Consider the following 26,267-nt stretch of genomic DNA (forward strand, 5'->3'; position numbering starts at 1 on the left):
CCTCGCCCTTTGGCTAGAAGCCCACCTCGATCTGGCGGATGCGCCCGTAGAGCCAGCGGTTGGTGGGGACGAGGATGCCGTGGCTCTCGGCAAGCCGGATGACGGTGCCGGAGAACTCCTCCACCTCGGTGGGCCTGCGGTTGATGCGGTCCTGCGCCATGGAGGGCAGGCCGTCCGGATCGAGGCCCGCCACGAGCTCGGCCATCTGCGCGAGGTCCGCCTCGGTAACGTCGACGCCCTCGGCGCGCGCCACGGCCAGGGCCTCGCGCATGGCGGCCACGAAGCAGCGGTTCTGCTCGCTGCCCGGCTCGCTCGCGGTGCCGTACGTGCCGCCAAAGGCCATGCAGGTCTGGTTGATGCCAACGTTGAGCATGAGCTTCACCCACATGCGGCGGCGGATGTCGGCCTCGACCACATGCGGGATGCCGGCGCGCGCGTAGAGGTCAGCGACGTCGTCCACCACGCCCGCCTCGGTCCCCGGTGCCGCGCCAAAGCGAATCTCGCCAGGGTGGGTGTAGGTCATCTCGCCGCCGATGAAGACGGCGTCCATGCCCTGCGCGACCGAGAGCACGGTGCGCCCCCAGCCAAAGCGCTCCGCCACGCGCTCCTCGCTCGTGACGCCGTTGAGCAGCGAGGCGATCGCCGTGCGCGGCCCGACGAGCCGCTCCATGGTTTCGAGCGCCCGGTCGAGCCCGGTCGCCTTGGTGGCAAGGATCACCAGGTCGACGGGGCCGGCCTCGCTCGCGGGCAGGGTTCGCACGCGCAGCGGCTCCCCGTTGACGGTCGGCACCTCCCCCGCGTGCCGCTCAAAGCGCTCGTCGTCCATCACGAACTCGACGACGCCCGGCCCGAGGTTCTTCTCGGCGATGGAGCCGTAGAGCATCCCCACCGCTCCGCGCCCGATGATGGCCACGCTCTCGATTGCCATGTGCGCCTCCCCGCCCCCGTCGTTCTTCTCGCCGGAATTGTAGCGCGAGGGAGAGGCTGCCGCACTAGTGCGACTCGCCCACGATCTTGAGGCCCACCACGCAGGCCACGAGCCCGACGATCAGCGCGATCTTGACCCAGGAGAACGGCTCGGTGCCCGTGACGATGCCGTAGCCCACCGTGAGCGCTGCCCCGATGCCCACCCACACGGCGTATGCGGTCCCGATGGGAATGGTGCGGACGGCGTGGCTGAGACCCAGCATGCTCGCGGCGAGCGCCGCAAAGAAGATGACGGTGGGAAGCGGTCGGGTGAAGCCCTCCGCGCGGTCGAGCGCCTGGGCCCACACGGCCTCCATCGCCCCCGACGCAACCAGCACGACCCAGTCCATGACGGCCCCTTTCTGCGGGATTCCCCGCGTCGCGCGCCGTCTTTTCGATCCTGGTACGGCTGCCCTCGTCAGGGGCCCGGTGGGCCGTCGAGCAGTGTAGCACGCCGCGAGCGGAAAGAGAGCTTACGCCGACCAGCGCCCGGCATGACCGCGCGCCTTGAAAAACTGGTCGTGCGACCCCGTTCCCACAAAGCGGACAAGGCCCTCGCCTCGGATAACGGCATAGATAAGTATCCAATCCCCCAGATCGGCAACGTGGCACTCGCGCGCGCCACTCCAATTTCCGCGGAGTGCGTGGTCACGATAGTCACGCACAAGAATCGTCCGAGACTGTTCGGTGTCCTCACAGACGAGCCGCATGACCTCCCCCAGCTCGTCCATGTCCCAGTGGCGCCGGGCGCATGCTTTCATGTCCCGCTTGAAGGCCCCGCTGACCGCCGCCTCAAGCATCTACGTCCATCTCGCTGAAGAGCCCGTCGACATCCGCGCGCTCCCACTCGTCCCCGCCCGAGCCAAGCCGACTCGTCAGCTCGACGCTCGGCTCAAAGAGGCGCTCCTCCACGAGCGACCACACCTCCGAGCCGCGCTCATAGGGGATGAGTTTTCCGTTGGCTGTCGTCTGCCAGCACGGAAGGGCATGCGTTGCCTCGCTGAGCTGGCCAACCGTTGGGAAGGAGTCAACAAAGCGAGCAGCCAGGTCAAGCAGGTCAAGGTCATCGGAGGAGAAGAGGTCGGTGACACTCAGCTCGTTGCTCGGGACAAAGAGCAGCCCCAGCCCGTCATCCTCGAGCTCGATGTCCCCCGACTGCTCGAGCGCACGCCGAATCCGTTGATGACCGTCAATGACCGGGCCGTGCGGAGCGCGCGCGTAGCTCAGCCCCAGGAGGGACACCCCGTCCCTCTCAAAGGACAGGAAGTCCGCCACGAAGCAGGCTTTGATGACGCGCGTGTAATAGGGATGTGCGCATAGCGCCGAGAGATAATTCATTGCCGCCGCAATGCGCCCTCGGTCGGGGACCGTGAACCCGCTTTCTGAGGAGGCGTCGCCCAGAGCGTCATGCTGGGGCGAGACGACATCGAGCGCGGCGGCCATTGACGCACGCTGGACGGCTGGAAGCAGCCTTCCTGCTTCCTCGAAGCAGCGACGCATGTACGCCGGGCTCTCGGCGAGTTCAAGCAGCCTGGCATTGGAGGGAGACGGCTCTTTGCCCCCCTCATAGCGCACGATGCTCGGCTCGCTGATGCCCAGCAAGATGCCCAGCGAGCGCTGCGAAATGCCATAGCGCTCCCTCACCGCACGTACCCTGTCCGACCAAGACTTAACTCCCATGCTACACTCCTATCATTTGATAGGAGTGTAGCATGGGGCTATAAGAGGCACCATGAGGGACAGACTCTACCCACTTTCTCCGCAGGCGTCGGAAACTCTGCGAGAGCTTGACCGCAAAACCGAACCAGGCGAACAGGCGGGAGCCCCGGACTAGACGACTTGATTTACTTTGGATGCGCAGAACGTGGCCATGGCGGAGCCGTATCCGTCACCCCCCTTGGTCGTGCCAGACCCAACCAGAACCTGGTACGGCAAGGAGGCGCGATGCGGGCGGGACGGGGCACGCCCCGCCTCCATTCCAATCTGTGGATTCGCCCGGGAGTCGGGCGGCGACCGCATCTTGGGCGGTTTTCCCTCAGAAATACTAGATGTGGTATCCCCGACCCGAAAGGATCGTCGTGCTTCTGAGCCTTCTCGCAATCGTTGTCGGCTTTGGCCTGCTCGTGGGCGGAGCCAACCTCCTCGTGGACGGCGCCTGCCGCCTCGCCGCGCGCTTCGGCATGCCCGAGCGCGTGGCCGGCCTCACCGTCGTCGCCATCGGCACCTCCCTGCCCGAGCTCGTCGTGAGCATCACCTCGGCCGCCGCTGGCCACGCCGACATGGCCTTCGGCAACGTGGTGGGCAGTTGCCTCGCCAACCTGCTGCTCATCCTCGGCCTCTCCGCCGTCATCGCCCCCGTCGCCCTCTCGCGCGGCACCATCCGCTTTGAGATCCCGGTGGGCGTGGCCGCCTGCGCGCTCCTCGCGCTGCTCGCCAACACCGGAGGCGAGGTCACCCAGCTCGAGGGCGTCGTGCTGCTCGCGGCCTTTGCGGCGTTTCTCGTGCGGACCACGCAGATGGGCCTGAAGGAGGGCGCGGACGAGAAGGACGCGGGCTCGCGGGAGGGCGCCGGGGAGCAGGCCGCGGGCGGACGGCGTCCGAGCGTCGCCTGGGCGCTGTGGCTCGTCGTCGTGGGCGCCGTCATGCTCAAGGTGGGCGCCGACCTCGTGGTGGACAACGCCACGCTCGTCGCCACCGCCGCCGGCATCTCCGAGCGCGTCATCGGCATCACCGTGGTGGCGCTCGGCACCTGCCTGCCCGAGCTCGTGACGAGCGTCGTGGCCGCGCTGCGCGGCAACTCCGACATCGCCGTGGGCAACGTCACCGGCTCCAACATCGCCAACCTGCTGCTCGTGATGGGCGGGCCCGCGCTCTTCTCGTCCATTCCCTACGACGCGGCCTACAACCTGGACCTCGCGCTCGTGGCCGTGTTCTCGCTCGCGCTCGTGGGCTTCTGCTACGTGGGCAGGCATCACGAGATGAGCCGCGTGAACGGCGTGATCTTCGTGGTGCTCTACGCCGCCTACATCGCGGCGTCCGTGCTGAGGTAGCGGACGCCGAGGGACATGAGGCGCATCGCCGTCACGGGGAGCCCGGGCGCGGCGTAGACGACGGGAACGCCCGCCCGCAAGGCTCCCGCAGGCAGTCCCGTTGCGCTACGCGCCCATGAGCGAGCCGTTGAAGTGGATGATGAGCAGCAGCATGGCCACGAGGCTCGCGGCAAAGAGCGCGCCGCCCGCGACCATGAGCGCCTTGGCCCAGCGCGGGACGGGCCGGAGCACGCTCTGGCCGCCTATCCCAATCATGAACATCAGAATCGACGCCCCAAGGCCCACCATGGCCAGGCCCTCGCCGGTCGCGAGCGCCGGGACGTCCGCGGGCGCCACGTTGGCGTAGTGGTAGCCGTGCAGGAGGCTCACGTCCCCGGTCGCGATCATGTAGGCGCCCGGCACGAGGCCCATGAGCGAGAGCAGCGCGCCCACCGCCGCACAGACCGCCATCGAGGCGCGCGGGCCCAGGCCGCCCAGGCCCGCCCCGGCGGCCGAAGTCACAAGCCCGCCGTTGTGCCGGGCGATGGTGACCAGCGTCCCCGCAATCCCCACCACGAGCAGAGTCACGCCCACGACCGTGGCCCAGTCCGGCAGGGCGCTCGGAATCATGAGCGCGATGGCCACGGCCAGGACCACCATCCAGACCCCCGTCTCTCGCGCGAGGAGGGGACGTTCCGACTCGGGGGTGGTGGCGTAGTGGTAGCCGTGCAGCAGGCGACAGTCCCCCGTCACGATCATGTACACACCGAGAAGGGCCGTAACCCCCGCGATGGCGACGCCGATGAAGCCCTCCATGACGACCTCCCAACCACAGCGCCCTTCACGCCCGCGGACGCCTGACCATGTGGTGAGAGGATTGTAGTCCCGCGCGAGCCGGGCGCAAGCGTCTTTTGGGCGAGAGGCCAGAGGGGGGCAAGCGGGCTAAGAGGGCCGGCGCACGGCGGGCGCGCAAGGGGTTGCCCTCAGACGTCTCGGCGATTCCCGACGTGAGGCGCCACGAGCGCCCTGACCTTCTCGAGCTCCCCCGGAGCGAGCTCGCGGCCGTCCACGAGCACCAGCTTGTTGTCCCCGCGCCTGAGGTAGAGGTAGTCCCCCATGGTCCCCCACTCCCTAAAGGAGGGCCAATAGCTCACGCCGTGACCGACCTGCGAGTCGACGGTCACGCCGTCGTCGTCGAAGGTGTAGCGCACCTCGCCGGAGCGGAAGGCGTCATCGACGAGCGTCTCCGCGCGCCTGAGCACGAAACGCTGAAACGCCCGCGCCCGCGCGCCGAGCACGATCGCCACACCCCCAAGGACGAGGTAGGCGACGCCGAGGACGTCCGACCCGGAGCCGAGAATCAGCGCTCCGATCGCGACGAGCAGCGCACCCAGAACGACGAGAACGGGCCCGCCGATGCGACGCCGTCGCACGTTGCCGGGGCTCTCCAGCGCAACTTCGATCGCCACGGCACGCCGCTCGTCGTTCAGGTCCATCTGATAAGAGACCATAGACACCTCCCGACTCGGATGGCCTTAGTATAGCCCGCGGGCCGTGGGCCGCCCTCTCGCCCAGGTGCTTCTCGCCGGCTTATGCAAAGCTTACTTGTCATTTTTTGCAAAGCGTACTATGCTTATCTTGCAAAGCGCGCTTGTCATTTTTGTAGCCGACGACCGAGGAGGCGATGCCGTGCGAACAAGGATCAAGGAGCTGCGTCGGGAGCGGAGGCTCTCGCAGGCCGATCTCGCCGACGCCGTGGGCACCACGCGCCAGACCATCACCTCCATCGAGGTGGGCAGGTACACGGCATCGCTGCCGCTCGCCCACAAGATAGCCCGCTACTTTGGGCTCACCATCGAGGAGGTCTTTGACTTTTCCGAGATAGACGAGGAGCTGTGATCAGCATGAGCAAGCTTGACACCCTTCGCAACGCGCTCGACCTCTTTCCTGGCGAGAAGGACCTCGCGCCCGGGCGCTCCCTCGACGCCATGCACGCGGACGCACGGCGGCGCCTGCGCCGCGAGACCGCCTCGGTGGCCGTCATCTGCGCCTCGATCGTCGCCCTGTGCGTCCTCGTGGCGACCGACGGCCTGCCCGCCCTGCGCGGCGACGCGCCCTCCTCGAGCTTTCTCGGGGGCTTCCTCATGGGGCTTTTCTGCGTCGCGGGGGTCGTCAGCGTCCGCCAGGTAGTGACGCTCAGGCGCGCGCTCGCAGACGACCGTGAGCTGCGCCGCTACTACGCGCGCGAGAACGACGAGCTCACGGCCCACATGGAGCGCGAGGTGGCGCGGACGTTCGTGCGGGCCATCCCCGCGCTCGCCGTGGTAGCGATCTTCGCCGGGGCACTCGTGAGCTTCGAGGCGATGGCTGCCGTGGCGGCGACGCTGGTGTTTCTCTCGTTGGCGCTTCTCGCCGTCAAGCTCTCGTACCGTGCGCGCTACCGCGCTGGGGCCGAGGCCGAGTAGCGCGGGCAACGGGCTCACGCGCCGGTGTAGGCATCCTCTGCGGAGTTGGAGAAGTCCTGCTCGGCGAGCCATGCGGCCTCCGCCTCCGTCTCGGGGAGGTCGATGCGCTCGATCTTGAAGACCGCCGGGCGCGTGCCGTCGTTGCAGCAGGCGATCATCACGCGCTCATCGTTGGTCCAGCCGTGCATGATGGAGCCGCCCTGCAACGCCGCGTAGATGTAGCGGCTGACGCAGTCCCACGCCTCGGCGCACGGGAAGGCCGGGTCGAGGTCGCGCCCGAAGTGCCAGAAGTCATCGCGTCCGTCCTCGCGCGAGAACAGGAACTCCTACCCCACCTCAAAGCACGGGCACGGCCCGCTCTTGGGGTCGGCCAGGCAGCGCTCCTGCAGGTCGGGGAAGCACTTCTTGTCCAGGACCGTCACCTTGCACTGATGCCTCATGGGGCCTCCCATTCGTTGACTTGTGCGAGTTATACCCACCGCGCCGGCAAGCGTACCGCTGCGCCCGCGCGCAACGAAGCGTTGCTTGGACCGGGGCCTCCGTTCGGCGATACTGGTGCCAGCAACCAAGCCGAAGGGAGGCCGACATGGCCATCAAGGACGTGCTGCCAAGCCTGCGCCGCGAGCGCGGGCTCACGCAGGAGGAGCTGGCTCGCAGGCTCTACATCACCCGTCAGGCCGTGAGCCGCTGGGAACGCGGAGAGACCTCGCCGGGAATCGACATGACCAAGCTCATCGCGCGCGAGCTCGACGTCCCCGTGACCGAGCTGCTGGAGATGCCCGAGCACTATTGCCAGAGCTGCGGCATGATGTTCACCGGCCCTGACCAGCTCGGGCACGACGCCGACGGCACCGAGAACCCCGACTTCTGCCGCTGGTGCTACGACGGCGGCTCTTACACCTACGAGACCACGATGGACGAGATGATCGAGGACTGCGCTCCGCGCATGGCCGAGGCGATGGGCTGGACCGTGGACGAGAGCGCGTCGCTTCTGGGCGCGGTGCTGCCCACCCTCGAGCGCTGGCGCGACGCGTAGGGCGACGGGGCGAGAAGGACGTCGGGTCGGCTACGCGCCGGCGAAGTAGGGGCACGCGCCCGCGAGGCACGCGCCGTTGCGGTCGGAGACCGCGCAGCGCGGCTCGGAGGCCGCGGGCGCGAGCTCCACGCCGAGCAGGCGCTCGAACCACGGAACCGCACCACGCACGACGATGCGGGCGTCGCGCTTGCAGCAGCGCGGGGCGCCCGCCTCGGCGATCGCCCGCAGCAGGTCGGAGACCATGAGCTGGCACTCGCTCCAACCCTCGGCCCTGAGCGGGGCGTTCTCCAGCAGGATCGCGAGCGCCATGCCGCACGAGGCTGCGGCGCCGCACACGCCCCAGCGCGCGCACGCCGCGCCGGGCACCGCCGCCGAGCGCGCCCGGAGCTCGGCGAGCTGGGCGGCGAGGTCCCCCTCGCCGCGCGCGTTGCGGACGCAGGTGACGAGCGCCGCCCCCGCCAGATAGTGGTGCACGGGCCCAAAAGCGTCACACTCCGGCGCAGCCATGAGCTCCTCAAGGAGGTCGGCGGGGCTCAGCGCGTCGCTCTTCTCGCAGATTCTTGTGGCCCAGGCGTATGCGTCCTGCTGGTCGCTCATTGCATCCCCCACATATTGATAACTATCGATATATTGCTGAGTGTATACTCTGCATCGACGTTTATCAATCTGTTGGGCAGGCGGGCGCGAAGGGGGCCACCATGGGCGTCACGTTGGGGGAAGCGGGCAATCGCAGGCCGCGCGTGGCGTTTGTGTGCACGCACAACTCATGCCGGAGCCAGATCGCCGAGGCGCTCTCCCGGGTGCTCGCCTCGGACGCGTTCGAGGCGTTCTCGGCCGGCACGCACCCCGCAGACGCCGTGAACCCCGACGCGCTGCGGCTCCTTCGCAACGTGCCGGGAGTCGACACGGCAAGGCTTCGTCCCAAGGCGCTCGACAAGCTGCCCCCGGTTGACGTCGTGGTCACGATGGGCTGCGGCGTCCAGTGCCCGATGCTGCCCTGCGCGCATCGCGAGGACTGGGGGCTCGAGGATCCAACAGGCAGGGGCGACGAGGCATTTCTCGCCACCATGGACGAGATTGAGCGCCGGGTGCGCGACCTTGCGGAACGCCTTGCGCATTGCGAAGTCGCCACAACGGACAAGAGCGACGGGCTCTCTGCGGACTTGCTCAAGGCGCTTGCGGACGAGAGGCGCCTCGACGTCCTGCGCGCGCTCTCCCAGGCCGACGAGCTCTGCGCCTGCAAGCTGCTCGAGCGCCTCGACATCAGCCAGCCCACGCTCTCCCACCACATGGCGCTGCTCGTCTCCGCGGGCCTCGTCAGCGCGGAGCGACGCGGCCGCTGGACGCACTACCGGCTTGAGCGCGGGCGCATGGCTCGGCTCGCCGCCGCGCTCGAAGAGCTTGCAAACGCGAAGCCGTCGAACCCGGACGCAGCCGTTCCCGCCTCCGCACGCAAGACTCTCTACCTCGTTGGCGGCCCGATGGGCGTCGGCAAGTCGACCGTCTGCCGCGAGCTCAGCCGCATGCTGCCGCGCTCGGTTCTTCTCGACGGGGACTGGTGCTGGCAGGCGGACCCCTTCCAGGTGACGCCCGAGACCAAGGCGGTGGTGCTCGACAACATCTGTCACGCGCTCGGCAACTTCCTGCGCTGCGACGCCTACGAGAACGTCGTCTTTGGCTGGGTGATGCACGAGCGAGCGATCGTCGAGGGGATTCTCGCGCGCCTGCCAATCGCCGAGTGCGGCGCGGCGGTGCGGTGGGTCTCGCTCGTGGCGAGCGAGGAGGAGCTGCGCAGGCGTATCGAGGGTGACGTGTCCGCCGGGCTGCGCAAGGCGAACGCGGTGGAGCGCGCCCTCGCCTACCTGCCCCTCTACCGGGAGCTTGGCTCCGAGCTCGTGGACACCACCGGGCGCTCGCCCCGCGAGGTGGCGGAGCTCGTCGCGGGCGGTGCGCGGAAGGGCCGCTAGGCCTCAGGAACCATGCGCGCGTCTGCCCACCATCCCGGCACCAGCTCGCCGAGCCGAGCCGTGCGTCGCGACTCGTAGTCGAGAAGCACCTCGACCTCCCGCGCCGCGGGGTCGAGCTGCATCATGAGCTCCCGGCACGCCCCGCACGGCATCCCGGCGCCCCCGCCCGGCATGACGGCGACGATCCTTCGTATCCGCGACTCCCCCGCCGTGACCATGGCCGCGATCGCCGAGCGCTCCGCGCACATCCCGAGCGAGCACGCCGTGTCGATGCAGACGCCCACGTAGACGCTGCCGGCCTCCGTGAGCAGCGCCGCCGCGACGGAGCCCGCCTCCACGAGCGGGGAGATCTCGCGGGGGCGCTGCACGCGCCGGGCAGCAAGGTAGAGGCGGTCCCAGGAGTCGTCGTAGCACGCGAGCGCCCGAGCCTCCAGCGCGCGCACGAAGCGGTCCTTGCCGTCGCAGTAGCCCTCGATGTCGTACGGAAAGCGCCGTGCGAGTGAGCGCTTGAGGGCGGCGTACTCGTCCCGCGCGTCCTCATGGGAGCGCAGGTAGTCGCAGAGCGCCAGGTGACGGACGATATTCTTCCTGTCGCCCGCGTCAAAGACATGGACCTGATGCGTGCGCTCGTCGCCGCCCTTGCGAAAGTAGCGCCGCCCCGAGATGCCGAACTCGCCGAGGCACTCATAGCCCAGCTCGCGCATGCGCGGCTCGACGGCGTCGACCTCCCCGAGGCTGCGCGCCGCCACGAGCACGTCCACGACCGGCTTGGCGGCTAGCCCCGGCACCGACGTGCTCCCGATGTGCCAGATTGCGAGCGTCGCCTCGCCGAGCGCGCCGCAAAGGCGGTCGCGCTCCTCCCGAAAGCGCTGCTGCCAGGACGGGTCGTAGTCAACGACGGTAACGTGTTGGGGCATGGAGGCACCTCTCTCGATCGACGATGCGCCTGTCGTGCGCGCGACCAATTATGCGCCTCTCCCAGACCAGTCCGTCCCCGCGCCACCGCCCCACGCGCTACACTGAGCACACGCCCGCACCACGCGAAGGAGGCACCATGCCGCGCACCCCCATCGCAAAGATGTCGCTTGCCAAGGTCTACCCGCTGCTCGTCCAGAAGGCAGAGCGCAGGGGTCGCACGCGCGAAGAGGTGGACGAGGTGGCCTGCTGGCTCACCGGATACGACGCCGCCGGCCTCGAGCGCCAGATCGCCGAGGGCGTTGACTACGAGACGTTCTTCTCGGAGGCCCCCGCACTGAACCCCAACCGCGCGCTCATCACCGGCAAGGTCTGCGGCGTGGACGTTGCCGCCATCGCCGACCCCGTGGAGCAGAACGCCCGCTACCTCGACAAGCTCGTCGACGAGCTCGCCCGCGGGCGCGCCATGGAGAAGATCCTGCGCTCGTAGCCGCCGAGAGTGTCTCCACGGCCCGATGGATGTCGCCCCTAGCCCCTGTGCCCCGCACCCATCCAGCTTTCGTCGAGCATCCACTCGACCGCGTTGGCATGACGGACACCCCGATAGTCCCCCACCCCAACGCGGTCGAGCGTCAGCACGGTCTTGGGATAGTTGTCCGCAATCGCCTCGAGCGGCGCGAACTCCCGTCTTCGCGTAGACTCGTCCAGCACCGTCTGCGAAACCTGGAAGTATTCCGGCCCGTCGTCTCCCACGGCAACGAAGTCGACCTCCGCCGTCCCGACCTTGCCAACGGAGACGGTGCGATAGCGCCTCAGCAACTCGAGATAGACTGCGTTCTCAAGGCGCCTGCCCAGGTCTCCTTGTTCCTTCCCCAGCAGCCAGAACCTAAACCCCAGGTCGCCCAGATAGTACTTCTCAAGCGTCTCGAGGTACTCCCTGCCCCTCAAATCGTACCGGCTCACCTTGAAGACGAGGTAGTTCTCCATGAGGGTATCGAGGTACGCCCCTACCGAGAGAGGCGAAATCCGCGTCCCCGCCGCTGTGAGCCCTGATGCGATGCGCTTGCGAGAGGTGATGTTCCCCACGTTGTCGGCAACAAACGACGACAGGTCCCTGAACGCCCTCATGTCCATGCGCGGGTGCCGTCGCGCAACGTCCTCAAGGATAATCGTGTTAAACACGCCACCAAGGTAGTCGGCCACCGTCTGGGCGTCTTCGAGCGTCGCCGCGAAGGGCATTCCGCCATAGGTGAGGTACCGGTCAAACGCGTCGTCCGGATTCCCCTTCTTACCCCAGGCCACATAGTATTCCGCAAACGAGAAGGGCAGCATGCGGAGCTCCACATAGCGGCCGGTAAGCAGCGTCGCCAACTCGCCGGAGAGGAAGAAGGCGTTAGACCCCGTGATGTACAGGTCAACATCATCTCGAACCGCCAGCCCGTCCACGACCCGCTCAAATTCTTCGACATGCTGGACCTCATCAAGAAACACGTAGTTAGTGCCCGCTCCAAGCCGCTGAACGACGTAGCGGTACAGTTCCCGCGCATCGAGGGGATAGTCCTCGTCCAGGCTCTCGAAGTTGATGCTCAAGATGTTTTTCTCTGAAACCCCCTGGGCAAGCAGCCGTCTGCGGAAGAGCTCGAACACGCTCGACTTTCCGCAACGCCTCAGGCCAGTGGTCACCTTGATGACATCGCGGTCCCTCCACCGGTCGAGCCATGAGAGATAAAGCGGTCGGTCTATGAGCTCGTTTTTCATGATGTGTCCAAACCGATTATCTGTTTTAGTCTCTTTATCATACTATGCAAAAACCGACTGATTTATCTCAACGGTTTTCTCATTTTTGAGAAAACCAGTTACCTGGTTCAGGAGGATTGTTGCCCGCGGGCGCGCCATGGAGAAGATCCTGCGCTCGTAGCCGCAGGACGCGTTTTCGCAGGTAGATGCCAACTCGCCCAACGGTCGATTGACGTGCGCGGCACCGCGGCGCAGCATCGTGGCTACGTTCCGACCCAGGAGGGAGACCACATGACAGACGACCCGGAATCGCACGGCCCCAAGGCCCCGCAGCTCGACGCGACCACCCTCGGCGCGTTTGTCGCCCGTGTCCGCGCCGAGCGCGGGCTCACGCAGCGACAGCTCGCCGAGCGCCTCTACGTGAGCGACAAGACCGTGAGTTCCTGGGAGCGCGGGCTCAGCCTGCCGAGCGTTCCGCTGCTCGTGCCGCTCGCCGGGGCCCTTGGCCTCTCCATCTCCGAGCTCATGGCCTGCGAGGAGGCCGCGCACGAGGAGAGCCTGGGGCGCGCCGAGGCCGACCGCCTCATCGCCGCCTCGCTCGACCTCTCGGGCGCCGCGCTCACCGGGCGGCAGCGGGCGCTGCGGTGCGCCGCCTTTGCGGCGACGGTCGCCGTCTGGGGCGCGCTCACGGCACGCGTGGTCTTCTCGCGCAATCTGGGCCTGCTCGTCTCGGGCCTCGCCGACCCTGCCGTCTCCGGAGGCCTCCTCATGCTCGTGGCGCTGGCGTGGTTCTCGTTCTTCTGCCATGAGACCCTGCCCGGATACTACGACGAGAACCGCATCTCCTTCGTGGCGCAGGGCCCCTTCCGCATGAACCTCGGCTGCCTCATGCGCGTCCACAACGGCAACTGGCCCGCCATCTGCCGCGCGGCCCGCTGGTCGGCCGCCGCGGCGGCGGTGCTGCTGCCGGCGCTCGAAAAACGGGCGCGCCGTGATGGACGCGAAGGTTCGGACCGCACGCGCGTCGCGCGCGATAAGCGGTGTCAGCCGAAGCGTGGACCGCGTGTTCTTCTCGCCCATAAAGCCCCTCCTGCCGGCTACGCCAGGTAGGACTCGAGCGCGGCGACCAGAAACTCCGTCGCGCCCTCGCCCACCGCCTCGTCGTAGTACGCGCGAAAGCGGTCGTCGGCGAGATACATCTGCGCGAGACTCCGGTGCGCCTCGCGCGAGTAGCGTCCCTCGCCCCAGTGCAGGGCGATCCAGCGCGCGTGCATCCGCGCGAGCTCTCGGGCCGGCTCGCCCGCCGGGTCGCCCGTTGCCATGGCGGCGCGCAGGCGCTCCTTGATTGCCTGCTCGAGCCGGTCCTTCTCGCCCCACTCGTCGCGGGAGAGCGAGGCCAGTCGCTCGTTCGCCGCGTCCACCGCATCGTCCCCGTAGCGCGCTCGCGCCTCGCGGCCGTACGCGCGCTCGTTCTCCTCGATCGCGTGACGCTTGAGCGCCTTGAACGCCTCTCGCTCGCCCATGTCCTCAATCCCTTCCGCCGTAGCAGCGTTCCCGATCACGTCAGAGAATAGCGCGTCTCTCGCATCTCGAAACCGGCTTGCCCTCTCTCGTAAACCTATCGTATACTAGGTTTTAGCGACCACAGGGGGGGAGGCATGGGGCGACCGGCCGGACCAACGAGCGACACCAAGCGCCTCATCTGCGAGCGCGCCCTCGAGGTGTTTGCCGAGAAGGGCTACGCCGCAGCAACGATGCGCGACGTTGCGGCCGCAGTGGGCCTGCGCGAGGCCTCGCTCTACAGCCACTTCCCCGGCAAGCAGGCCATCTTCGACGCGGCTGTGGAACACCAGCTCGACCGCCTGACGCAGGCGCTGCGCTCCCGGCGCGCCCTCGCCCACCCCGCCGACGACGCGAGCGCCTACCTCGCGGACGGGCCCGCGCTCGCCGAGGTGGTTCTCGCCAGCTACGAGCCCCTCTTCGCGGACGCCGGCATCACACGCCTGCGCCACGTGCTCGAGGGGGCGCGCCACACGGACCCCCGCTGCGACGAGCTCTACCGCACCGTCTTCGTGAAGCGCCCGCTCGAGCTGCAGCGCGCGATCTTCTCGCGCCTCGTCGACGCCGGCCTCTTCTCCCCCTGCGACGTCGACCTCGCAGCCCGCCAGTTCCACGGGCCCGTGTTCCTCGCGCTCTGCGAGGGCACGCCCTGGCCGCAGGCGCGCGGGCTCGTGGAGCGCCATCTCGTCGCGTTTCTCGCCCAGCACCGAGCGAAGGAGTGAGCATGAGCACCGCCGTCGTCTACTGCTCGCAGACCGGGTTCACCGAGAAGTACGCCCGCTGGCTCGCGGAGTCGCTCGGGACCAGGGCCGTCCCGTTCGCAGATCGCGCCTCGGCCGGCGTGGCCGCCGCGGAGACGGTCGTCTTTCTCAGCTGGTTCCACGCCGGAGGACTCAAGGGCGCGCGCTGGCTGCGCTCCGTCATGGACGCCCGGCCCGAGCGCCGCTACGTGGTCGTGGGCGTGGGAGCCTATCCCATGCCGAGCGACGAGTGGCCCAAGAGCGAGACCGACGCCGGCTTCGAGCACGCCTTCCCGCACGAACGCTACCCCCGCCTCGCACGCTTCTACTGCCAGGGCGGGTTTGACTTCGACCGCCTGTGCGCCCTCGACAAGCTGGCCATGCGCGCCTTCTTCCGCATGCAGGCCAAGGAGGCCGAGACCGACCCGCGCGCGGCCTTCGCGCTCGACGCCATGCGCGAGGGCTTCGACGGGACGCGGCGCGAGTACCTGCAGCCGGTGCTCGAGCACCTGCGGGGCTGAGCCGGGCAAGGGTCCACGACCGTCACGCGCCGTCGGCGAGCCTCAGGTAGAGCAGCGGGTAGGGTCTGCCGTCGTCGTCCGTGGACGTGCGGCGATAGGCCGAGAAGCCCAAGTGCTCGTAGAACCCCACCGCCTGCGGGTTCTGCTCGTTCACCGAGACCTCGCGCGCGCCGAGAAGCTCCGTCGCCCGCTCCATGAGCAGCCGACCCACGCCGTGCCCGCGCTCCTCGGGGTCCACGAAGAGCATCTCCACGAAGTCCCCGTCCATGCCGAGAAACCCGATCGGCGCGCCCGACCGGCGCGCGACGAGAAGGAGCGGCACGTGACCGATTGCGTCGGGCACCATCGGCCGCATCCGCCCCACCTCGCCGGGCAGGAGGAAGTCGTGCGTCGCGCGGACCGAGCGCTCCCAGACGTCGGCGAGCGCGCGCACCAGGGCCGCGGGGCGCTCGGGGGCCTCGGTGACGACCAGCCCCTCGCGCTCCAGGGCGAGAAGGGCCCGCTTGCACCAGATGCCGCCCGCGTAGCCGGTGAGCGCGCCGTGGGCGCCGAGCACGCGATGGCAGCCCACGATCACCGAGACCGGGTTGCGCCCCACCGCCGAGCCCACCGCCCGCGGTGAGGTGGCACGGCCCAGGCGGCCGCCCAGGCGGGCCGCCAGCTCGCCGTAGGTGACGGTCTGGCCGCTCCCCACGAGGCGCAGCTCGTCCCAGACGGCGCGCTGGAAGGGCGTGCCCGCAAGCGCGAGCGGCGGCACGGAACCGGGATGGCCGCCCGTGAAGTAGGAGTCCAGCCATGCGCGCACCCCATCAAAGACGGGCAGCCCGTCACAGGCGCGAGCATCCGGCGCCACGCCTGCGGCAAAATGCCGCTGCCCCTCGAACCAGAGCCCGGTGAGCGCGGAGCCGTCGCTCGCAAGCAGCATCTCCCCCAGCGGGGAGCGATAGACGGACGTGCGCCTCACGGCTGCTCGCCGAGCCCCGCCCGACGGCGCAGCTCGCCCATCAGGTTGTCGTTGCCAATCACCGAGACCGCGGCGTCGCCGTCCCGGGGCGCCTCTATGAAGACGCCGTCGAGCGCCGCCGTACACTTGTGGCCGGTGAACTGCTCGGACGAGCCCGTGTAGGGCCGCACGCCCGTCACGTGCCCGTACAGGATGATCGTGCGCCCCCAGCCAAAAACGATCTCCAGGCGGTCGCGGTAGAGCTCCACGCGGTTGCGCACCACCGCCGGCCACAGCACGACGGCGCCGGCGACGAGCAGCGCCGCCGGCACGCCGGCCGGCATCCCGGGCTGCAGCGCCAGAATCGCGGCCGCCGCGGCCACAAGACCAGAGAGCGCGCCGTACCACGGAGCCACCTTCCCGCGAAAGACAAGCTCGGGATTACCCCTGTAGATGCGCATGTCAGCTCACCTCGCACGGGACACCCGGCCGGCGCGGCCTCCAGCCCTTGAGCGCCATGAGGCCGAGAAACGCGGCGAGAACCACCACGGAGAGCGCGAGCAGCGCCACGGGGAAGAGCCAGAAGCCCACGCGCTCCGCCGCCACGCCAAAGAGCGGCGGCAACGTGAGGGCGCCCACGTAGGATGCCGCCATCTGCACGCCGATCACGGCCTGCGAGAGGTCGCGACCAAAGAGGCGCGGCGTGAGGTGCAGCATGTTGGGGTAGAGCGGGCTGTTGCCAAAGCCCACGAGAAAGAGCCCCACCGGCGCCGCGGCGAGCGGCAGCGGGGCCAGGAGCACGAGCACGGCCACGAAGGTGACCGCCTGCCCCAGCCCCACGAGCTGCTTGCTGGAAAGCCGGTTGGCCAGCACGCCGGAGAGGAAGCGCCCGGCCGTCACACCCACGTAGTAGACCGTCACCATGCCGGCGGCCTCGCCCGCCCCCATGCCGCGAGAGCTCACGAGATAGCTCGTGCACCAGGTGTTGCACACGCCCTCGATGGCCACGGACGCCATGAAGACGAGGCAGGCCAGGCGGATGTCGCGGCGGCGGACGAGCGCGAGCGGGCTCGCGGCGCGGGGCGCGGGGTCATCGTCCTTCTCTCCCGCCGGATCCTCATCCGCATGGCCGACGCGGGACCAGAGCGGCAGAATCGCAATGGTGGCTGCCATGATGGCCGCCTGGCAGGCCGCCGCCTCAAGATAGCCGTCGCGCCAGGTGCCCCCCGAGAGCGCAAGAGACATGAGGAACGGGCTCACCGTGATGCCCACGCCGTAGGCGCAGTGCAGGAAGTTCATGTGCGTGGCCTTGTAGTGCAGGGCGACGTAGTTGTTGAGCGCCGTGTCGATGGCGCCCGCGCCGAGGCCGAGGGGAATCGCCAGCAGGCAGAGCCACGGAAAGCTCGGCGCCACGGCAAAGCCAAGAAGTGCCGCCGCCGTGAGCGCGGTGGAGACGGCCGTCACGCGCCCGGTGCCAAAGCGGCCGATGAGCGCGGCGGACGAGAGGCTGGAGACAACCGTTCCGCAGCAGGTGACCATCGTGACGAGGCTGCCCCACGAGACGGGCACGCCGAGGTCCGCGTGGAGGGCCGGCCACGCCGCCCCAAAGAGCGAGTCCGGGATGCCCAGACCAACAAAGGCAACATAGATGACAACGAGAAGAACCACGGACATGGAGGCTCCCAAGCGGAAAGGACGTCACTTGACTGGAAACGTTTCCAGCACATGATAGCGGCAGCGTCGAAGCGGGTCAATCCGCTACGGCCGCCCCAAAGAGGAGGGCCCGTCGGGCATGGCAAACCGACGGGCCCCGCGAGGGAATATCAGGTTGGGTCGTGCAGGTGGGGCCAGGCGCCTACGCGTCCTCGTCCTCCTCGATGGGACGCAGGCTCTTCTTGTCCGGCGCGGCCTCGCTGTCGGGCGGGAGGATGGAGTTTAGGATGATCGCCATGACGGCGCAGGGCGTGATGGCGGAGGTGCCAAAGATCGTGGCCAGCCAATCCGGCATGCCGGGGCCGGTAAGCGAGCCGGAGACCTGGGCGATGCCAATGCCAAAGGCCACGGAGATGCCAAAGACGGTACAGGCACGCGGCGTGAGGCCGTCCTTCACCAGGATGCGGATGCCGTTCAGGGTGATGGTGCCAAAGACGCTGATGGTGGCGCCGCCGATCACCGGCTGCGGGATCATGAGCAGGATCGCGGAGAGCTTGGGGCACAGGCCCGCGGCAAGAAAGACTATTGCCGCCGTGCCAAAGACCCAGCGGTTGATGACCTTGTTGGAGACGATGATGCCCACGTTCTGGCCAAAGGCCGAGGTGGGCATGCCGCCCAGTACGGAGGAGATCATGCTCACGATGCCCTGCGCCTTGATGGCGCCACTGATCTCTCGCTCGGTGGGCATGCGGTCCATGCTGCCCGCGCAGGAGGCGGAGAGGTCGCCGATGAGCTGCACGTTCACCATCACGTACACCATGGCCAGCGTGATGCACGCCGCGGGGTTGAAGACGATCTCAAACGGGAAGAGCTCCGGCAGCGAGAACCACGCGGCGCCGGCCACCTCCTCGGCGCTCACCATGCCAAACGGGATGGAGACGAGCACGCCGATGATGATGCCAAAGAAGATGGACCCCAGCTTGAAGACGCCCGTGGCAAAGTTGGAGAGCGCAAAGACCACGGCAAAGGTGATGAGGCCCACGATCCAGTTCTGCACGCCGCCAAAGTCCGCCGCGCCCGAGCCACCGGCCATGTACGTGATGGCCGTGGGATAGAGCGAGACGCCAATGGTGAAGATCACCGTGCCCGTGACGAGCGGCGGAAAGAGCCCGCGCACCTTGGTGTAGAAGATGCCAAAGAGCACCGCCACCGCACCGCCGATGAGCTCGGCGCCCAGCAGCGTGGAGAAGCCAAACTCAATGCCCACCGCCTGGAAGGCCGGCAGAAACGCAAACGAGACGCCCGTCAGGATGGGGAGCCCCGAGCCAATGCGCCCAAAGAGCGGGAACTGCTGGAGCAGCGTGTCTATTGCCGAGAGGATGAGCGCCACCTGGATGATGGCGGTCTCCTGCGCCTCGGTGAAGTTGCACATGGTGGCGATGATCATCGCCGGCGTGATGACGCCGGCAAAGGAGGCGAGCACGTGCTGGAGCGAGGTGGGGATGAGGTCCTTGATCGGGGGGACGCCCTTGCGCCTGAAGAGGGCCTCGTTGAGTTCGTTCTCGACCTGCTGGGCGGGTGCTGCCATGCTGCCTCCCTCGTGCGGGCGACGGCGTGGCGGGCCGTCGCGCGGAGCTGTTGTGCAAAATATTATTCTGTTGACCAAATATTTTGTTTGGTTTTGTCGCTGAGCAGCGCAAACGGCGCTAATATGGTGGCGAGCGGTACTTATCAAAAGGAGTCACCATGATCGACGCAACCGAGGCGCGCGAGCTCACCGCCGCGGCCATCCCGGACCGCCAGCGAGCCGAGGCGGACACCCTCGCCCAGAACGCCATGAGCTGGGCGCTCAGAAACGCGGAGGCCCGCACGGACACCCGCATCCGCATGTACGCCAAGTACGGCAACAGCTCGCTCGCCGTCAAGTTTGCCCCCGGCATGTTCGACGGCAATGGCAACGGCAACTCGTTCTACAACGACCTCGTCGCAAACTCCAACACGGCGGTGGCCGACGCCATCACCTGCATCATCTATGGTCGCGATCAGGACCTCATCTCGCCCATCCAGTCCAAGCGCCTCCTCAACACCTTCAACGCCCGCCTCGTGAAGTTTGTGAGCACGCTGAGGAGACTCGGCTTTGGCGTGGAGGCCGGCGAGGACGAGTACGGCAACGCCAACCTCGACGACAGCACCATCATCGTGAGCTGGGAGTAGGGCCCGCACGCGGCGGGCCCTACGGGGGTGCGCATCTGGCGAGAAGTGCCTCGCCCCTACGCGTTCTTCTCGGCGGGCTCGCCCACCATGCCGTGCACGACCTCGATGGCCTTCTCCACGGCGTTCACGATGTTCTCGTAGCCGGTGCAGCGGCAGAGGTGCCCGGAGAGCTGCTTTCTGATCTCGTCGCGCGTGTAGGTCTTTCCGGAGCGGACCATCTCCTCGGCGCTCATGATGATGCCGGGGATGCAGAAGCCGCACTGCACGGCAAACTCGTCAACAAAGGCCTGCTGGACGGGGTCGAGCGAGCCGTCCGGCGCCTGGAGGCCCTCCACGGTGAGGATCTCCTTGCCCTGCGCCCAGTCCGTGAGGTAGAGGCAGGTGTCGGTGGCCACGCCGTCAACGAGCACCGTGCAGGCGCCGCACTCCCCCACCTCGCAGCCGCGCTTGACGCTCGTGAGGCCAAGGCGGTTGCGCAGCGTGTCGAGCAGGGACTCGCGCGGGTCGTAGCCCACCTGGACCTCGCGGCCGTTGACCGTGCACTTGAGAATCTTCATGTCCATTAGAGCCTCGCCCCTCCCCTCCGCGCGGCCTCGATGAGGGAGCGCTTTGACATCTCCTTGATGAGCTGGAGACGGAACTCCTTTGAGGCGCGCCAGCTGTCGCGCGGGTTCGTGCACGCCGCGGCGAGCTCGCCGATCTTCTCGGCCGCCTCCGCAACGCCCATGCCGCGCACCGCGTCCTCCGCCGCCAGGGCGCGCATGGGCGTGGGCCCGGCAACGCCGAAGGCGAGGCGGATGTCCTCGATGGTGGACGCGTCCGCAGCGAGCTTGACCAGGCAGCAGCAGCCCATGGTGGTGATCTCGAGGGCGCGGCGCTTGCCGTACTTGAAGTAGTGACCCGTGAAGCCCTCGTAGCGCTCGCGCGGGATGCGGATCTTTACCAGCACCTCATCGCGCTCCTTGTGCGAGCGCCCGGGGCCGGCGTACCACTCCTCGATGGGGATGGTGCGCTCGCCGCGCACGCTCCGCACGTCAAGAAGGGCGCCGTACGCAAAGAGCGTGGAGGCGGAGTCGGCCGAGGTCGCCGCCGTGCAGACGTTGCCGCCGATAGTGCCGGACGTGCGCAGCTGCGGGCCTCCCGGGGTGTCGCACGCCTCGCCGAGCGTGGGCACGGTTCCCTGGATGATGGGGCTCACCGTCACGTCGTGGAAGACCGTGAGGGGGCCAATCTCCACGGTGCCGTCCTCGGCGAGAGAGACGCCGGCGAGCTCGCCTCCGAGCTCGTGGATGGAGACGAGGTGCGCGGGCGTGCCCTTGCCCTCGCGCAGCTTCACCAGCACGTCGGTACCGCCGGCGATGATCACCGCGAGCGGGTCCTCGGCGAGGGCGCGGGCGGCATCGTCGACGCTTTGTGCCTCGTAGAGCGATTCGATGTCATACATCAGATGAGCCCCTCCCTCTTAAAGCCCTCGAAGAGACGCTGCGGCGTCATGGGCTCCACATAGAACTTGACGCCGGTGGCGTTGAGGATCGCGTCGCGGATCGCCGCCGCCGGGGAGATGACGGGCGTCTCGCCCACTGCCTTGTTGCCGTAGGGGCCCGTGGGGTCGGGCTTCTCGACAAAGTCCGCCTTGAGGTCGGGCACGTCCATCGACGTGGGGATCTTGTAGTCGAGCAGCGTGGAGTTGAGCACGCGGCCGGTCTTGGGGTCCACCTGGACCTCCTCGTAGAGGCCAAAGCCAATCCCCTGCGCCATGCCACCGTGAATCTGCTGCTCCACAAGCTTGGGGTTGATGAGCGTGCCCGAGTCGTGAACGTTGATGATCTTGTTGACGGTGACCTTGCCCAGGGGCATATCCACGGTCACGTCCGCAAAGGTGCACCCGCCGGCGATGGCGTTGGTGTGCACGTTCACGGTCTCGTGCGCGTGGAGCTGGTCGGCGCGGTCGAGGTTGTAGTAGGCCTCGAGCGCCAGCGTCTTGAGGTCGCAGACGGGGTGCCCCAGCGCGTCCAGCACGTGATGGTCGCGCAGCGTCAGCTCGCCCTGGGCGTTTGGGTACAGGAAGCGCGCGTAGTCCAGAATCTTCCTGCGCAGCGTGAGGCCGGCCTTCTTGACCGCGGTGCCCGAGACGTAGGTCTGGCGCGAGGCGTAGGCGCCCGAGTCGTACGGCGTGACGTCGGTGTCCTGGAAGGAGACGATGTGCACGTCCTCGGTGTCTACGCCTATGGCCTCGGCAGCCATCTGCGAGAAGACCGTGTCCGCGCCCTGGCCAATCTCCGTGGCGCCCATCTGGAGCTGCACCGTGCCGTCCTGGTTGAGCGTGAGCGCCGCCGTGGCGGTCTCCAGCGCAAAGGGCGCCACGGCCGTCTTGTACACGAAGAGGGCCACTCCCACGCCGTGGCGCACGGGCCCGGTCTGGTTGGCATACTCGGCGCGCTTCTTGTCCCACTCGATGTAGGCCTTGCCCTTCTCCACGCATTCGGGAATGGCGCAGGTGTGGGCCGCGATCACGCCGCCGGGGGTGAACTCGTCCACAAAGGCGTCCGTGTAGACGTTCTTGAGGCGAAACTCCACGCCGTCCCAGCCCATGTCGTAGGCGATATCGCCCATCAGGCACTCGGCCGCCCAGTTGCCCTCGGGCACGCCGTAGGCGCGCATGGCGCCGGTGTGCGGGCCGTTGGTGTAGGCGGTGAAGGCCTCGCTCCTCGTGGCAAACTCCTGACCGTGATAGAGCCAGCGGAAGGAGTTCACCGAGTTGAGCACGAGCGCGTGGCCGTGATGGCCGTAGCCGCCGGTGTTGGAGTAGGCAACAATGGAACGGGCGCGCAGGTTCATGTCGTCGTCAACGGAGGCCTCGACGTCAAAGCTCTTGGGCTGCCGTCCGCTCGTGTCCCAGAAGAGCTCCTCGCGTGAGATCTCCAGCTTGACGCAGCGCCCGCCGATCTGCTGGCAGATCCAGGCGTTGAGCGGCTCGTAGTGCACGTCCTGCTTGGTGCCAAAGCCGCCGCCAATGTAGGGCTTGATCACGCGCACCTGGCCCCAGGGAATGCCGAGCGCCTGACCGATGACGCGGCGCACCACGTGCGGAATCTGCGTGGACGTCACGCAGACGATCTTGCCGCCCTCCTCGTAGCAGTACGAGACGCAGGTCTCGATGTGCACCTGGGACTGCTCGCGCGACTCGATGTGCGCGGAGAAGTGATGGTAGCGCGGGTCGGCGAGAACCGCCTCCACGCTGTCATAGCCTTGCTCGGCGAGCTTCTCGTCGGGCGTCACGGCGAGCGAGTGCGCCAGGAGGTTGTCCGGGCAGCGCTCCTGCACGGGGTGCTCGGTCCCCGCGAGGGACTCCTGGGCGTCGTAGACGACGGGCCACTCCTCGTAGGTGACCTTCACCTTGCTCACGCCGCGCGCGCAGGCAACCGAGTCCTCGCCCACCACCACGGCGATGTTGTCACCGTAGATGCGCACGCGGTCGTCGAGGAGCTTGCGATCCGCGAGGTCGCGCTTCTCGGCCTTGGAGTCCGCGTACCACGGGTGGCCGGCCACCGGGAAGCAGATGTCCGGCACGTCAAAGCAGGTAAAGACCGCAACCACGCCGGGCTCCGCAAGCGCCTCGGACGTGTCTATTGAGACCACGCGACCGTTTCCAATGGTGGCGTGAACGAGCTTGGCCTCCAGGCACGGCTTGGGGCACAGGTCGTCGGTGAACATGGCCCGCCCCGTCACCTTGTCAAACGCGTCGACGCGTGGGACAGGCCGCCCGACCTCCCTCAGTTTCTCCATGGCGTCCTTCCTTTCCACAGGTCCTCAGGACACGCATACGAAACAATCACTAACAAAATGTTAGCCACGCAGACGCGATGTTAGACACAAAAGATCGTGAGCGGTATCTCTGCGCTGGTGGACGCAAGCGCACGTCAAGGGAGCTTAAAAACCGCCGCTGAACTGCTCGTTATTTACCGAGAAACGCAACGTGTCCAAAACGTGCCGGGTACGTTTTGGACACGGGGCATCAGTCGAGCGACACCTCGCGCCCGGCAACGAACTTGCGCTCGATGCGGCCACCCTCCTCCGCGAGGTAGACAAAGCGCTCCAGGCGCTCCCATACGGTGAGTTTGCGCGGGGTGCGGATGCCGGAGTCGTTGAGCACGAGCGCGTCGAGCTCGTAGCCCTCCGCGAAAGATCCCACGCGACCGAAGAAGGAACCGCCGCCCACCGTGGCGAGCCACAGTGCCTCCTGCGTGGTGAGCGGGGCGAGGCTCTGGTCAACCAGGCGCCAACGCAGCTTGGAGGCGGCAACGGCGTCCGCCATGCAGCGAAACATCGAAAGGCTGGCACCGCCCGCCACGTCCGTGCCCAGGCCCACGCTCATGCCAAGGTCCAGGTAGCGTCGCACCGGCGCGATGCCGCTTGCGAGCTGGGCGTTGCTCTGGGGGCAGTGCGCCACGTAGGTGCCCGTGCGGCGCAGCAGCTCCACCTCCTCGTCCGTTGAGTGGACGCAGTGCGCCATCACGGTCTTCTCGCCAAGAAGGCCAAAGTGGTCGTAGGCGTCCGCGTAGCAGCTCGACCACGGGCAGAGCTCCTTCACCCAGCTCACCTCGGAGGGGTTCTCCGAGAGGTGGCTCTGCACCGGCAGGTCGTACTTCTCGCGCAGGGCGCCGAGCTCTGCCATGAGGCCGTCGGTCACACTGGGGGTGAAGCGCGGGGTGATGATGGGATGCGTTCGCTCAAAGCGACCGCACACATCCTCCAACCAGCGTCGCGTTGCCTCAGCCGAGCGCGCGCTCGTCTCAACGAGGCGCTCCGGGGCGTTGCGGTCCATGTTGACCTTGCCCACGTACGTCACGAGCCCCGTTGCCTCAAGGCGTTCCATGAGGAGTTCGGTTGCCGGAACGTGGACCGTGCCAAAGACCACCGCGCGCGTGGTGGCGCAGCGGCGCAGGTCGCCCGCGAAGACGTCGTAGGCGCGCGCGGCGTAGTCCAGGTCCGCGTAGCGGGTCTCCTCGGGGAAGGTGTGGGTGTTCAGCCAGTCGAGCAGTTCGAGGTCCATCCCCAGGCCGCGGAAGGCGTACTGCGGGGCGTGGAGATGGATGTCGCAGAGCCCCGGGATGACAAGACGGCCCGTGCAGTCAACGAGCGGGGACGCGGCGTAGCGCTCGGGGAGCTCCTCGAAGACGCCGGCGCTCCTGCCGTCAACGCACACCAGGTAGCCACCCTCGACGCAGCGAACCTCACGAGGGCTCAGGCTGTAGCAGATGTCTCCCCTGAGGACAAACGACTCAGCTCCCATGGCTGCTCCCACCGTGTCCACGTTGTACCCGGTACGTTTTGGGGCAGGGGTGGGCACGCCCAGCGCACCCACCCCCAATCTCAACAGATCACAGATAAGATCTTGCGAGGACTACAGGGTGTCCTCGATGGCCTGGACCTCCTCGTCGGTGAGGAAGGAGTCGGCCTTGATCTGCTCGGCGTACTCGTTGATCTGATCCTGGACCTCGGCCGGGACCTTGTCGGAGAAGGTGCCGAGGTAGACGCCGCCGTTTTCCATGTTGGCCTCGATGGCGACGCCGCCACCGAAGGTGCCGGCCTCAATCTCGTCCATGGCCTGGCCGAACATCCAGTCGGTCACCGTGGAGGTGATGACGGTGGGCTGGCCCTCGCCGACGATGTCAGCGGGCTGCGCGATGTCGAAGTGCGTGTCCGCGCCGGCGGCCTCGAGGGCCTGGCGGGCGCCGTTGTCTACGGCGGAGGCGTCGCCCCACATGACGTCGACGCCATTGGAGTTGATCCACTGCTCGGTGAGCTTGGCGCCGAAGGAGGCGTCGCTGAAGCCGGCCTCAAAGTTGTAGTGGCCCTCGACGTCCGGGTTGACCTTCTGAGCGGCCGCTATGTAGGCGGCGTACTTGGTGAGCGTGGTGGGGATGCGCATGCCGCCGATGAAGCCGATGTGGTTGCTCTCGGTCATGAGGCCGGCCACAACGCCCGCGAGCGCACCGGTCTGCTTGAGGTTGACCTGCACCGTCTCGACGTTCTCCAGGGTCTCGTAGTCGGCGAGGTCCACGGCAGGGTCGGTGTTGGTCATGAGGAACTTGATGTTGGGATAGTTCTCGGCTGCCTCGGCCACGACGTCGCCCCACGCGGAGACAAACTCGTTGCCGGCGGCGATGATGAGGTCGCAGCCCACGTCGACGAGGGACTGCGCGGCGGTGCCGGCGTCGGCGGAGGCGGTGTTCTCCTTGGGCTCGAGCATCTCCCAGTTGTCGCGACCCTCGAGCGCGGCGACGAGGGAGTCGTAGTGGCCCTGGCCCCAGCCGCCGTCAAGGGCGGGACCGCTGATGACGAGGGCGACCTTGTAGGTCTTCTCGCCGTCCTCGCCCGTGCTCTCGCCGCCGCCGTCGCAGGCGGCAAGGCCCAGCGCGGCAGCACCGGCGGCACCGAGCTTGAGCGCGTTGCGACGCGTCATCGAGGGCCCTAGGGCGGACACGTTCTGCTTCTTCATTTCCCAACCTTCCCTTCCC

General features: G+C 67.8%; 30 protein-coding genes and 1 riboswitch. Of the genes, 10 read left to right on the forward strand and 20 right to left on the reverse strand.

What is annotated here, in order from left to right; all coding sequences use genetic code 11:
- Window positions 1-13: 13 nt before the first annotated feature.
- The 4 genes from QUW25_RS00730 to QUW25_RS00745 form a co-directional block, all read right to left on the reverse strand.
- The gene (locus tag QUW25_RS00730; protein WP_289510320.1) at window positions 14-928 is read right to left on the reverse strand and encodes a ketopantoate reductase family protein; all 915 of its coding nucleotides are present in this window, start codon (window positions 926-928) and stop codon (window positions 14-16) included.
- 64 nt (window positions 929-992) lie between these two features.
- A complete protein-coding gene (locus tag QUW25_RS00735; protein WP_289510321.1) occupies window positions 993-1,316 on the reverse strand; it encodes a DMT family transporter in 324 nt (107 codons plus the stop codon).
- 30 nt (window positions 1,317-1,346) lie between these two features.
- A riboswitch (guanidine-III (ykkC-III) riboswitch) is annotated at window positions 1,347-1,407 on the reverse strand.
- Between the two features lie 32 nt (window positions 1,408-1,439).
- Window positions 1,440-1,766, reverse strand: coding sequence for a type II toxin-antitoxin system RelE/ParE family toxin (locus QUW25_RS00740; RefSeq protein ID WP_289510322.1), 327 nt, complete (start codon window positions 1,764-1,766; stop codon window positions 1,440-1,442).
- Entirely contained in the window at window positions 1,759-2,646 is an 888-nt protein-coding gene (locus tag QUW25_RS00745; RefSeq protein ID WP_289510323.1) for a type II toxin-antitoxin system antitoxin SocA domain-containing protein, read from the reverse strand. The genes QUW25_RS00740 and QUW25_RS00745 overlap by 8 nt, the downstream gene beginning before the upstream one ends.
- Before the next feature lie 398 nt (window positions 2,647-3,044).
- Between QUW25_RS00745 and QUW25_RS00750 the strand changes: the two genes are divergently transcribed.
- Entirely contained in the window at window positions 3,045-4,016 is a 972-nt protein-coding gene (locus QUW25_RS00750) for a calcium/sodium antiporter (protein WP_289510324.1), read from the forward strand.
- Window positions 4,017-4,121: 105 nt separating this feature from the next.
- Here the strand turns inward: QUW25_RS00750 and QUW25_RS00755 are convergent, their stop codons facing one another.
- Window positions 4,122-4,811, reverse strand: coding sequence for a hypothetical protein (locus tag QUW25_RS00755; RefSeq protein WP_289510325.1), 690 nt, complete (start codon window positions 4,809-4,811; stop codon window positions 4,122-4,124).
- Between the two features lie 167 nt (window positions 4,812-4,978).
- Entirely contained in the window at window positions 4,979-5,506 is a 528-nt protein-coding gene (locus tag QUW25_RS00760) for a YcxB family protein (protein WP_289510326.1), read from the reverse strand.
- 178 nt (window positions 5,507-5,684) lie between these two features.
- Between QUW25_RS00760 and QUW25_RS00765 the strand changes: the two genes are divergently transcribed.
- Together QUW25_RS00765 and QUW25_RS00770 are read left to right on the forward strand one after the other, a co-directional pair.
- Complete coding sequence (locus QUW25_RS00765; RefSeq protein ID WP_289510327.1) at window positions 5,685-5,894, forward strand: helix-turn-helix transcriptional regulator; 210 nt, start codon at window positions 5,685-5,687, stop codon at window positions 5,892-5,894.
- Window positions 5,895-5,899: 5 nt separating this feature from the next.
- The gene (locus tag QUW25_RS00770; protein WP_289510328.1) at window positions 5,900-6,460 is read left to right on the forward strand and encodes a hypothetical protein; all 561 of its coding nucleotides are present in this window, start codon (window positions 5,900-5,902) and stop codon (window positions 6,458-6,460) included.
- Window positions 6,461-6,474: 14 nt separating this feature from the next.
- Here the strand turns inward: QUW25_RS00770 and QUW25_RS00775 are convergent, their stop codons facing one another.
- On the reverse strand, window positions 6,475-6,780 hold the full coding sequence (locus tag QUW25_RS00775; RefSeq protein WP_289510484.1) for a TIGR04076 family protein: 306 nt from the start codon (window positions 6,778-6,780) through the stop codon (window positions 6,475-6,477).
- Window positions 6,781-7,046: 266 nt separating this feature from the next.
- Here QUW25_RS00775 and QUW25_RS00780 point away from each other — a divergent pair, with 266 nt between their 5' ends.
- Window positions 7,047-7,496: a zinc ribbon domain-containing protein gene (locus tag QUW25_RS00780; RefSeq protein WP_289510329.1), complete on the forward strand. Its 450-nt coding sequence runs from the start codon at window positions 7,047-7,049 to the stop codon at window positions 7,494-7,496.
- Between the two features lie 30 nt (window positions 7,497-7,526).
- On the opposite strand, the gene QUW25_RS00785 is transcribed toward QUW25_RS00780, so the two are convergent.
- The gene (locus QUW25_RS00785) at window positions 7,527-8,093 is read right to left on the reverse strand and encodes a DUF5714 domain-containing protein (RefSeq protein ID WP_289510330.1); all 567 of its coding nucleotides are present in this window, start codon (window positions 8,091-8,093) and stop codon (window positions 7,527-7,529) included.
- A gap of 101 nt (window positions 8,094-8,194) precedes the next feature.
- Between QUW25_RS00785 and QUW25_RS00790 the strand changes: the two genes are divergently transcribed.
- Window positions 8,195-9,463 carry a metalloregulator ArsR/SmtB family transcription factor gene (locus QUW25_RS00790; RefSeq protein WP_289510331.1) on the forward strand — a complete coding sequence of 423 codons (1,269 nt, stop codon included), beginning with the start codon at window positions 8,195-8,197 and terminating at the stop codon, window positions 9,461-9,463.
- On the opposite strand, the gene QUW25_RS00795 is transcribed toward QUW25_RS00790, so the two are convergent.
- On the reverse strand, window positions 9,460-10,380 hold the full coding sequence (locus QUW25_RS00795) for a GrpB family protein (RefSeq protein WP_289510332.1): 921 nt from the start codon (window positions 10,378-10,380) through the stop codon (window positions 9,460-9,462). The genes QUW25_RS00790 and QUW25_RS00795 overlap by 4 nt on opposite strands.
- 137 nt (window positions 10,381-10,517) lie before the next feature.
- On the opposite strand from QUW25_RS00795, the gene QUW25_RS00800 reads away from it, so the two are divergent.
- Window positions 10,518-10,868, forward strand: coding sequence for a DUF2200 domain-containing protein (locus tag QUW25_RS00800; protein WP_289510333.1), 351 nt, complete (start codon window positions 10,518-10,520; stop codon window positions 10,866-10,868).
- A 38-nt stretch (window positions 10,869-10,906) separates the two neighbouring features.
- Here QUW25_RS00800 and QUW25_RS00805 read toward each other — a convergent pair whose 3' ends face one another.
- Window positions 10,907-12,136, reverse strand: coding sequence for an ATP-binding protein (locus QUW25_RS00805; protein WP_289510334.1), 1,230 nt, complete (start codon window positions 12,134-12,136; stop codon window positions 10,907-10,909).
- Window positions 12,137-12,406: 270 nt separating this feature from the next.
- Here QUW25_RS00805 and QUW25_RS00810 point away from each other — a divergent pair, with 270 nt between their 5' ends.
- On the forward strand, window positions 12,407-13,225 hold the full coding sequence (locus tag QUW25_RS00810; protein ID WP_289510335.1) for a helix-turn-helix domain-containing protein: 819 nt from the start codon (window positions 12,407-12,409) through the stop codon (window positions 13,223-13,225).
- Here QUW25_RS00810 and QUW25_RS00815 read toward each other — a convergent pair.
- Window positions 13,213-13,638, reverse strand: a complete 426-nt coding sequence (locus tag QUW25_RS00815; RefSeq protein ID WP_289510336.1) for a TipAS antibiotic-recognition domain-containing protein — start codon at window positions 13,636-13,638, stop codon at window positions 13,213-13,215. The two genes, QUW25_RS00810 and QUW25_RS00815, sit on opposite strands and share 13 nt — an antisense overlap.
- A gap of 135 nt (window positions 13,639-13,773) precedes the next feature.
- Between QUW25_RS00815 and QUW25_RS00820 the strand changes: the two genes are divergently transcribed.
- Together QUW25_RS00820 and QUW25_RS00825 are read left to right on the forward strand one after the other, a co-directional pair.
- Window positions 13,774-14,397 carry a TetR/AcrR family transcriptional regulator gene (locus QUW25_RS00820; RefSeq protein WP_289510337.1) on the forward strand — a complete coding sequence of 208 codons (624 nt, stop codon included), beginning with the start codon at window positions 13,774-13,776 and terminating at the stop codon, window positions 14,395-14,397.
- 2 nt (window positions 14,398-14,399) lie between these two features.
- Window positions 14,400-14,936 (forward strand): flavodoxin domain-containing protein, encoded by a 537-nt coding sequence (locus QUW25_RS00825; RefSeq protein WP_289510338.1) that lies wholly within the window; start codon window positions 14,400-14,402, stop codon window positions 14,934-14,936.
- A 22-nt stretch (window positions 14,937-14,958) separates the two neighbouring features.
- On the opposite strand, the gene QUW25_RS00830 is transcribed toward QUW25_RS00825, so the two are convergent.
- The 4 genes from QUW25_RS00830 to QUW25_RS00845 form a co-directional block, all read right to left on the reverse strand.
- Entirely contained in the window at window positions 14,959-15,900 is a 942-nt protein-coding gene (locus tag QUW25_RS00830) for a GNAT family N-acetyltransferase (RefSeq protein WP_289510339.1), read from the reverse strand.
- Complete coding sequence (locus QUW25_RS00835) at window positions 15,897-16,340, reverse strand: hypothetical protein (protein WP_289510340.1); 444 nt, start codon at window positions 16,338-16,340, stop codon at window positions 15,897-15,899. Before QUW25_RS00835 ends, QUW25_RS00830 begins: the two co-directional genes overlap by 4 nt.
- A gap of 1 nt (window position 16,341) precedes the next feature.
- Window positions 16,342-17,553 carry an MFS transporter gene (locus tag QUW25_RS00840; RefSeq protein ID WP_289510341.1) on the reverse strand — a complete coding sequence of 404 codons (1,212 nt, stop codon included), beginning with the start codon at window positions 17,551-17,553 and terminating at the stop codon, window positions 16,342-16,344.
- A 181-nt stretch (window positions 17,554-17,734) separates the two neighbouring features.
- Window positions 17,735-19,120: a uracil-xanthine permease family protein gene (locus QUW25_RS00845; RefSeq protein WP_289510342.1), complete on the reverse strand. Its 1,386-nt coding sequence runs from the start codon at window positions 19,118-19,120 to the stop codon at window positions 17,735-17,737.
- Between the two features lie 158 nt (window positions 19,121-19,278).
- On the opposite strand from QUW25_RS00845, the gene QUW25_RS00850 reads away from it, so the two are divergent.
- A complete protein-coding gene (locus QUW25_RS00850) occupies window positions 19,279-19,746 on the forward strand; it encodes a hypothetical protein (RefSeq protein ID WP_289510343.1) in 468 nt (155 codons plus the stop codon).
- A 56-nt stretch (window positions 19,747-19,802) separates the two neighbouring features.
- On the opposite strand, the gene xdhC is transcribed toward QUW25_RS00850, so the two are convergent.
- From xdhC to QUW25_RS00875, 5 genes are all read right to left on the reverse strand, one after another.
- Window positions 19,803-20,309 carry a xanthine dehydrogenase subunit XdhC gene (xdhC, locus tag QUW25_RS00855; protein ID WP_289510344.1) on the reverse strand — a complete coding sequence of 169 codons (507 nt, stop codon included), beginning with the start codon at window positions 20,307-20,309 and terminating at the stop codon, window positions 19,803-19,805.
- On the reverse strand, window positions 20,309-21,190 hold the full coding sequence (gene xdhB, locus QUW25_RS00860) for a xanthine dehydrogenase subunit XdhB (RefSeq protein WP_289510345.1): 882 nt from the start codon (window positions 21,188-21,190) through the stop codon (window positions 20,309-20,311). The genes xdhC and xdhB overlap by 1 nt, the downstream gene beginning before the upstream one ends.
- Window positions 21,190-23,532, reverse strand: coding sequence for a xanthine dehydrogenase subunit XdhA (xdhA, locus tag QUW25_RS00865; protein WP_289510346.1), 2,343 nt, complete (start codon window positions 23,530-23,532; stop codon window positions 21,190-21,192). Before xdhA ends, xdhB begins: the two co-directional genes overlap by 1 nt.
- Before the next feature lie 229 nt (window positions 23,533-23,761).
- Complete coding sequence (locus QUW25_RS00870) at window positions 23,762-25,039, reverse strand: amidohydrolase family protein (protein ID WP_289510347.1); 1,278 nt, start codon at window positions 25,037-25,039, stop codon at window positions 23,762-23,764.
- A gap of 111 nt (window positions 25,040-25,150) precedes the next feature.
- Entirely contained in the window at window positions 25,151-26,248 is a 1,098-nt protein-coding gene (locus tag QUW25_RS00875) for a BMP family lipoprotein (RefSeq protein ID WP_289510348.1), read from the reverse strand.
- Between the last annotated feature and the right edge of the window lie 19 nt (window positions 26,249-26,267).

It is taken from the genome of Thermophilibacter provencensis (assembly GCF_030372065.1).
GTDB lineage: Bacteria > Actinomycetota > Coriobacteriia > Coriobacteriales > Atopobiaceae > Thermophilibacter > Thermophilibacter provencensis_A.

Bases quoted from the DNA above. Each gene is read 5' to 3' on its own strand.
- QUW25_RS00790 (WP_289510331.1), top strand. From the start codon at position 8,195: ATGGGCGTCACGTTGGGGGAAGCGGGCAATCGCAGGCCGCGCGTGGCG.
- QUW25_RS00800 (WP_289510333.1), top strand. From the start codon at position 10,518: ATGCCGCGCACCCCCATCGCAAAGATGTCGCTTGCCAAGGTCTACCCG.
- QUW25_RS00780 (WP_289510329.1), top strand. From the start codon at position 7,047: ATGGCCATCAAGGACGTGCTGCCAAGCCTGCGCCGCGAGCGCGGGCTC.
- QUW25_RS00835 (WP_289510340.1), bottom strand. From the start codon at position 16,340: ATGCGCATCTACAGGGGTAATCCCGAGCTTGTCTTTCGCGGGAAGGTG.
- QUW25_RS00810 (WP_289510335.1), top strand. From the start codon at position 12,407: ATGACAGACGACCCGGAATCGCACGGCCCCAAGGCCCCGCAGCTCGAC.
- xdhC (WP_289510344.1), bottom strand. From the start codon at position 20,309: ATGGACATGAAGATTCTCAAGTGCACGGTCAACGGCCGCGAGGTCCAG.
- QUW25_RS00770 (WP_289510328.1), top strand. From the start codon at position 5,900: ATGAGCAAGCTTGACACCCTTCGCAACGCGCTCGACCTCTTTCCTGGC.
- QUW25_RS00745 (WP_289510323.1), bottom strand. From the start codon at position 2,646: ATGGGAGTTAAGTCTTGGTCGGACAGGGTACGTGCGGTGAGGGAGCGC.
- QUW25_RS00740 (WP_289510322.1), bottom strand. From the start codon at position 1,766: ATGCTTGAGGCGGCGGTCAGCGGGGCCTTCAAGCGGGACATGAAAGCA.
- xdhB (WP_289510345.1), bottom strand. From the start codon at position 21,190: ATGTATGACATCGAATCGCTCTACGAGGCACAAAGCGTCGACGATGCC.
- QUW25_RS00730 (WP_289510320.1), bottom strand. From the start codon at position 928: ATGGCAATCGAGAGCGTGGCCATCATCGGGCGCGGAGCGGTGGGGATG.
- QUW25_RS00735 (WP_289510321.1), bottom strand. From the start codon at position 1,316: ATGGACTGGGTCGTGCTGGTTGCGTCGGGGGCGATGGAGGCCGTGTGG.
- QUW25_RS00850 (WP_289510343.1), top strand. From the start codon at position 19,279: ATGATCGACGCAACCGAGGCGCGCGAGCTCACCGCCGCGGCCATCCCG.
- QUW25_RS00870 (WP_289510347.1), bottom strand. From the start codon at position 25,039: ATGGGAGCTGAGTCGTTTGTCCTCAGGGGAGACATCTGCTACAGCCTG.
- QUW25_RS00820 (WP_289510337.1), top strand. From the start codon at position 13,774: ATGGGGCGACCGGCCGGACCAACGAGCGACACCAAGCGCCTCATCTGC.
- QUW25_RS00815 (WP_289510336.1), bottom strand. From the start codon at position 13,638: ATGGGCGAGCGAGAGGCGTTCAAGGCGCTCAAGCGTCACGCGATCGAG.
- QUW25_RS00785 (WP_289510330.1), bottom strand. From the start codon at position 8,093: ATGAGCGACCAGCAGGACGCATACGCCTGGGCCACAAGAATCTGCGAG.
- QUW25_RS00795 (WP_289510332.1), bottom strand. From the start codon at position 10,380: ATGCCCCAACACGTTACCGTCGTTGACTACGACCCGTCCTGGCAGCAG.
- QUW25_RS00805 (WP_289510334.1), bottom strand. From the start codon at position 12,136: ATGAAAAACGAGCTCATAGACCGACCGCTTTATCTCTCATGGCTCGAC.
- QUW25_RS00875 (WP_289510348.1), bottom strand. From the start codon at position 26,248: ATGAAGAAGCAGAACGTGTCCGCCCTAGGGCCCTCGATGACGCGTCGC.
- QUW25_RS00845 (WP_289510342.1), bottom strand. From the start codon at position 19,120: ATGGCAGCACCCGCCCAGCAGGTCGAGAACGAACTCAACGAGGCCCTC.
- QUW25_RS00840 (WP_289510341.1), bottom strand. From the start codon at position 17,553: ATGTCCGTGGTTCTTCTCGTTGTCATCTATGTTGCCTTTGTTGGTCTG.
- QUW25_RS00755 (WP_289510325.1), bottom strand. From the start codon at position 4,811: ATGGAGGGCTTCATCGGCGTCGCCATCGCGGGGGTTACGGCCCTTCTC.
- xdhA (WP_289510346.1), bottom strand. From the start codon at position 23,532: ATGGAGAAACTGAGGGAGGTCGGGCGGCCTGTCCCACGCGTCGACGCG.
- QUW25_RS00825 (WP_289510338.1), top strand. From the start codon at position 14,400: ATGAGCACCGCCGTCGTCTACTGCTCGCAGACCGGGTTCACCGAGAAG.
- QUW25_RS00760 (WP_289510326.1), bottom strand. From the start codon at position 5,506: ATGGTCTCTTATCAGATGGACCTGAACGACGAGCGGCGTGCCGTGGCG.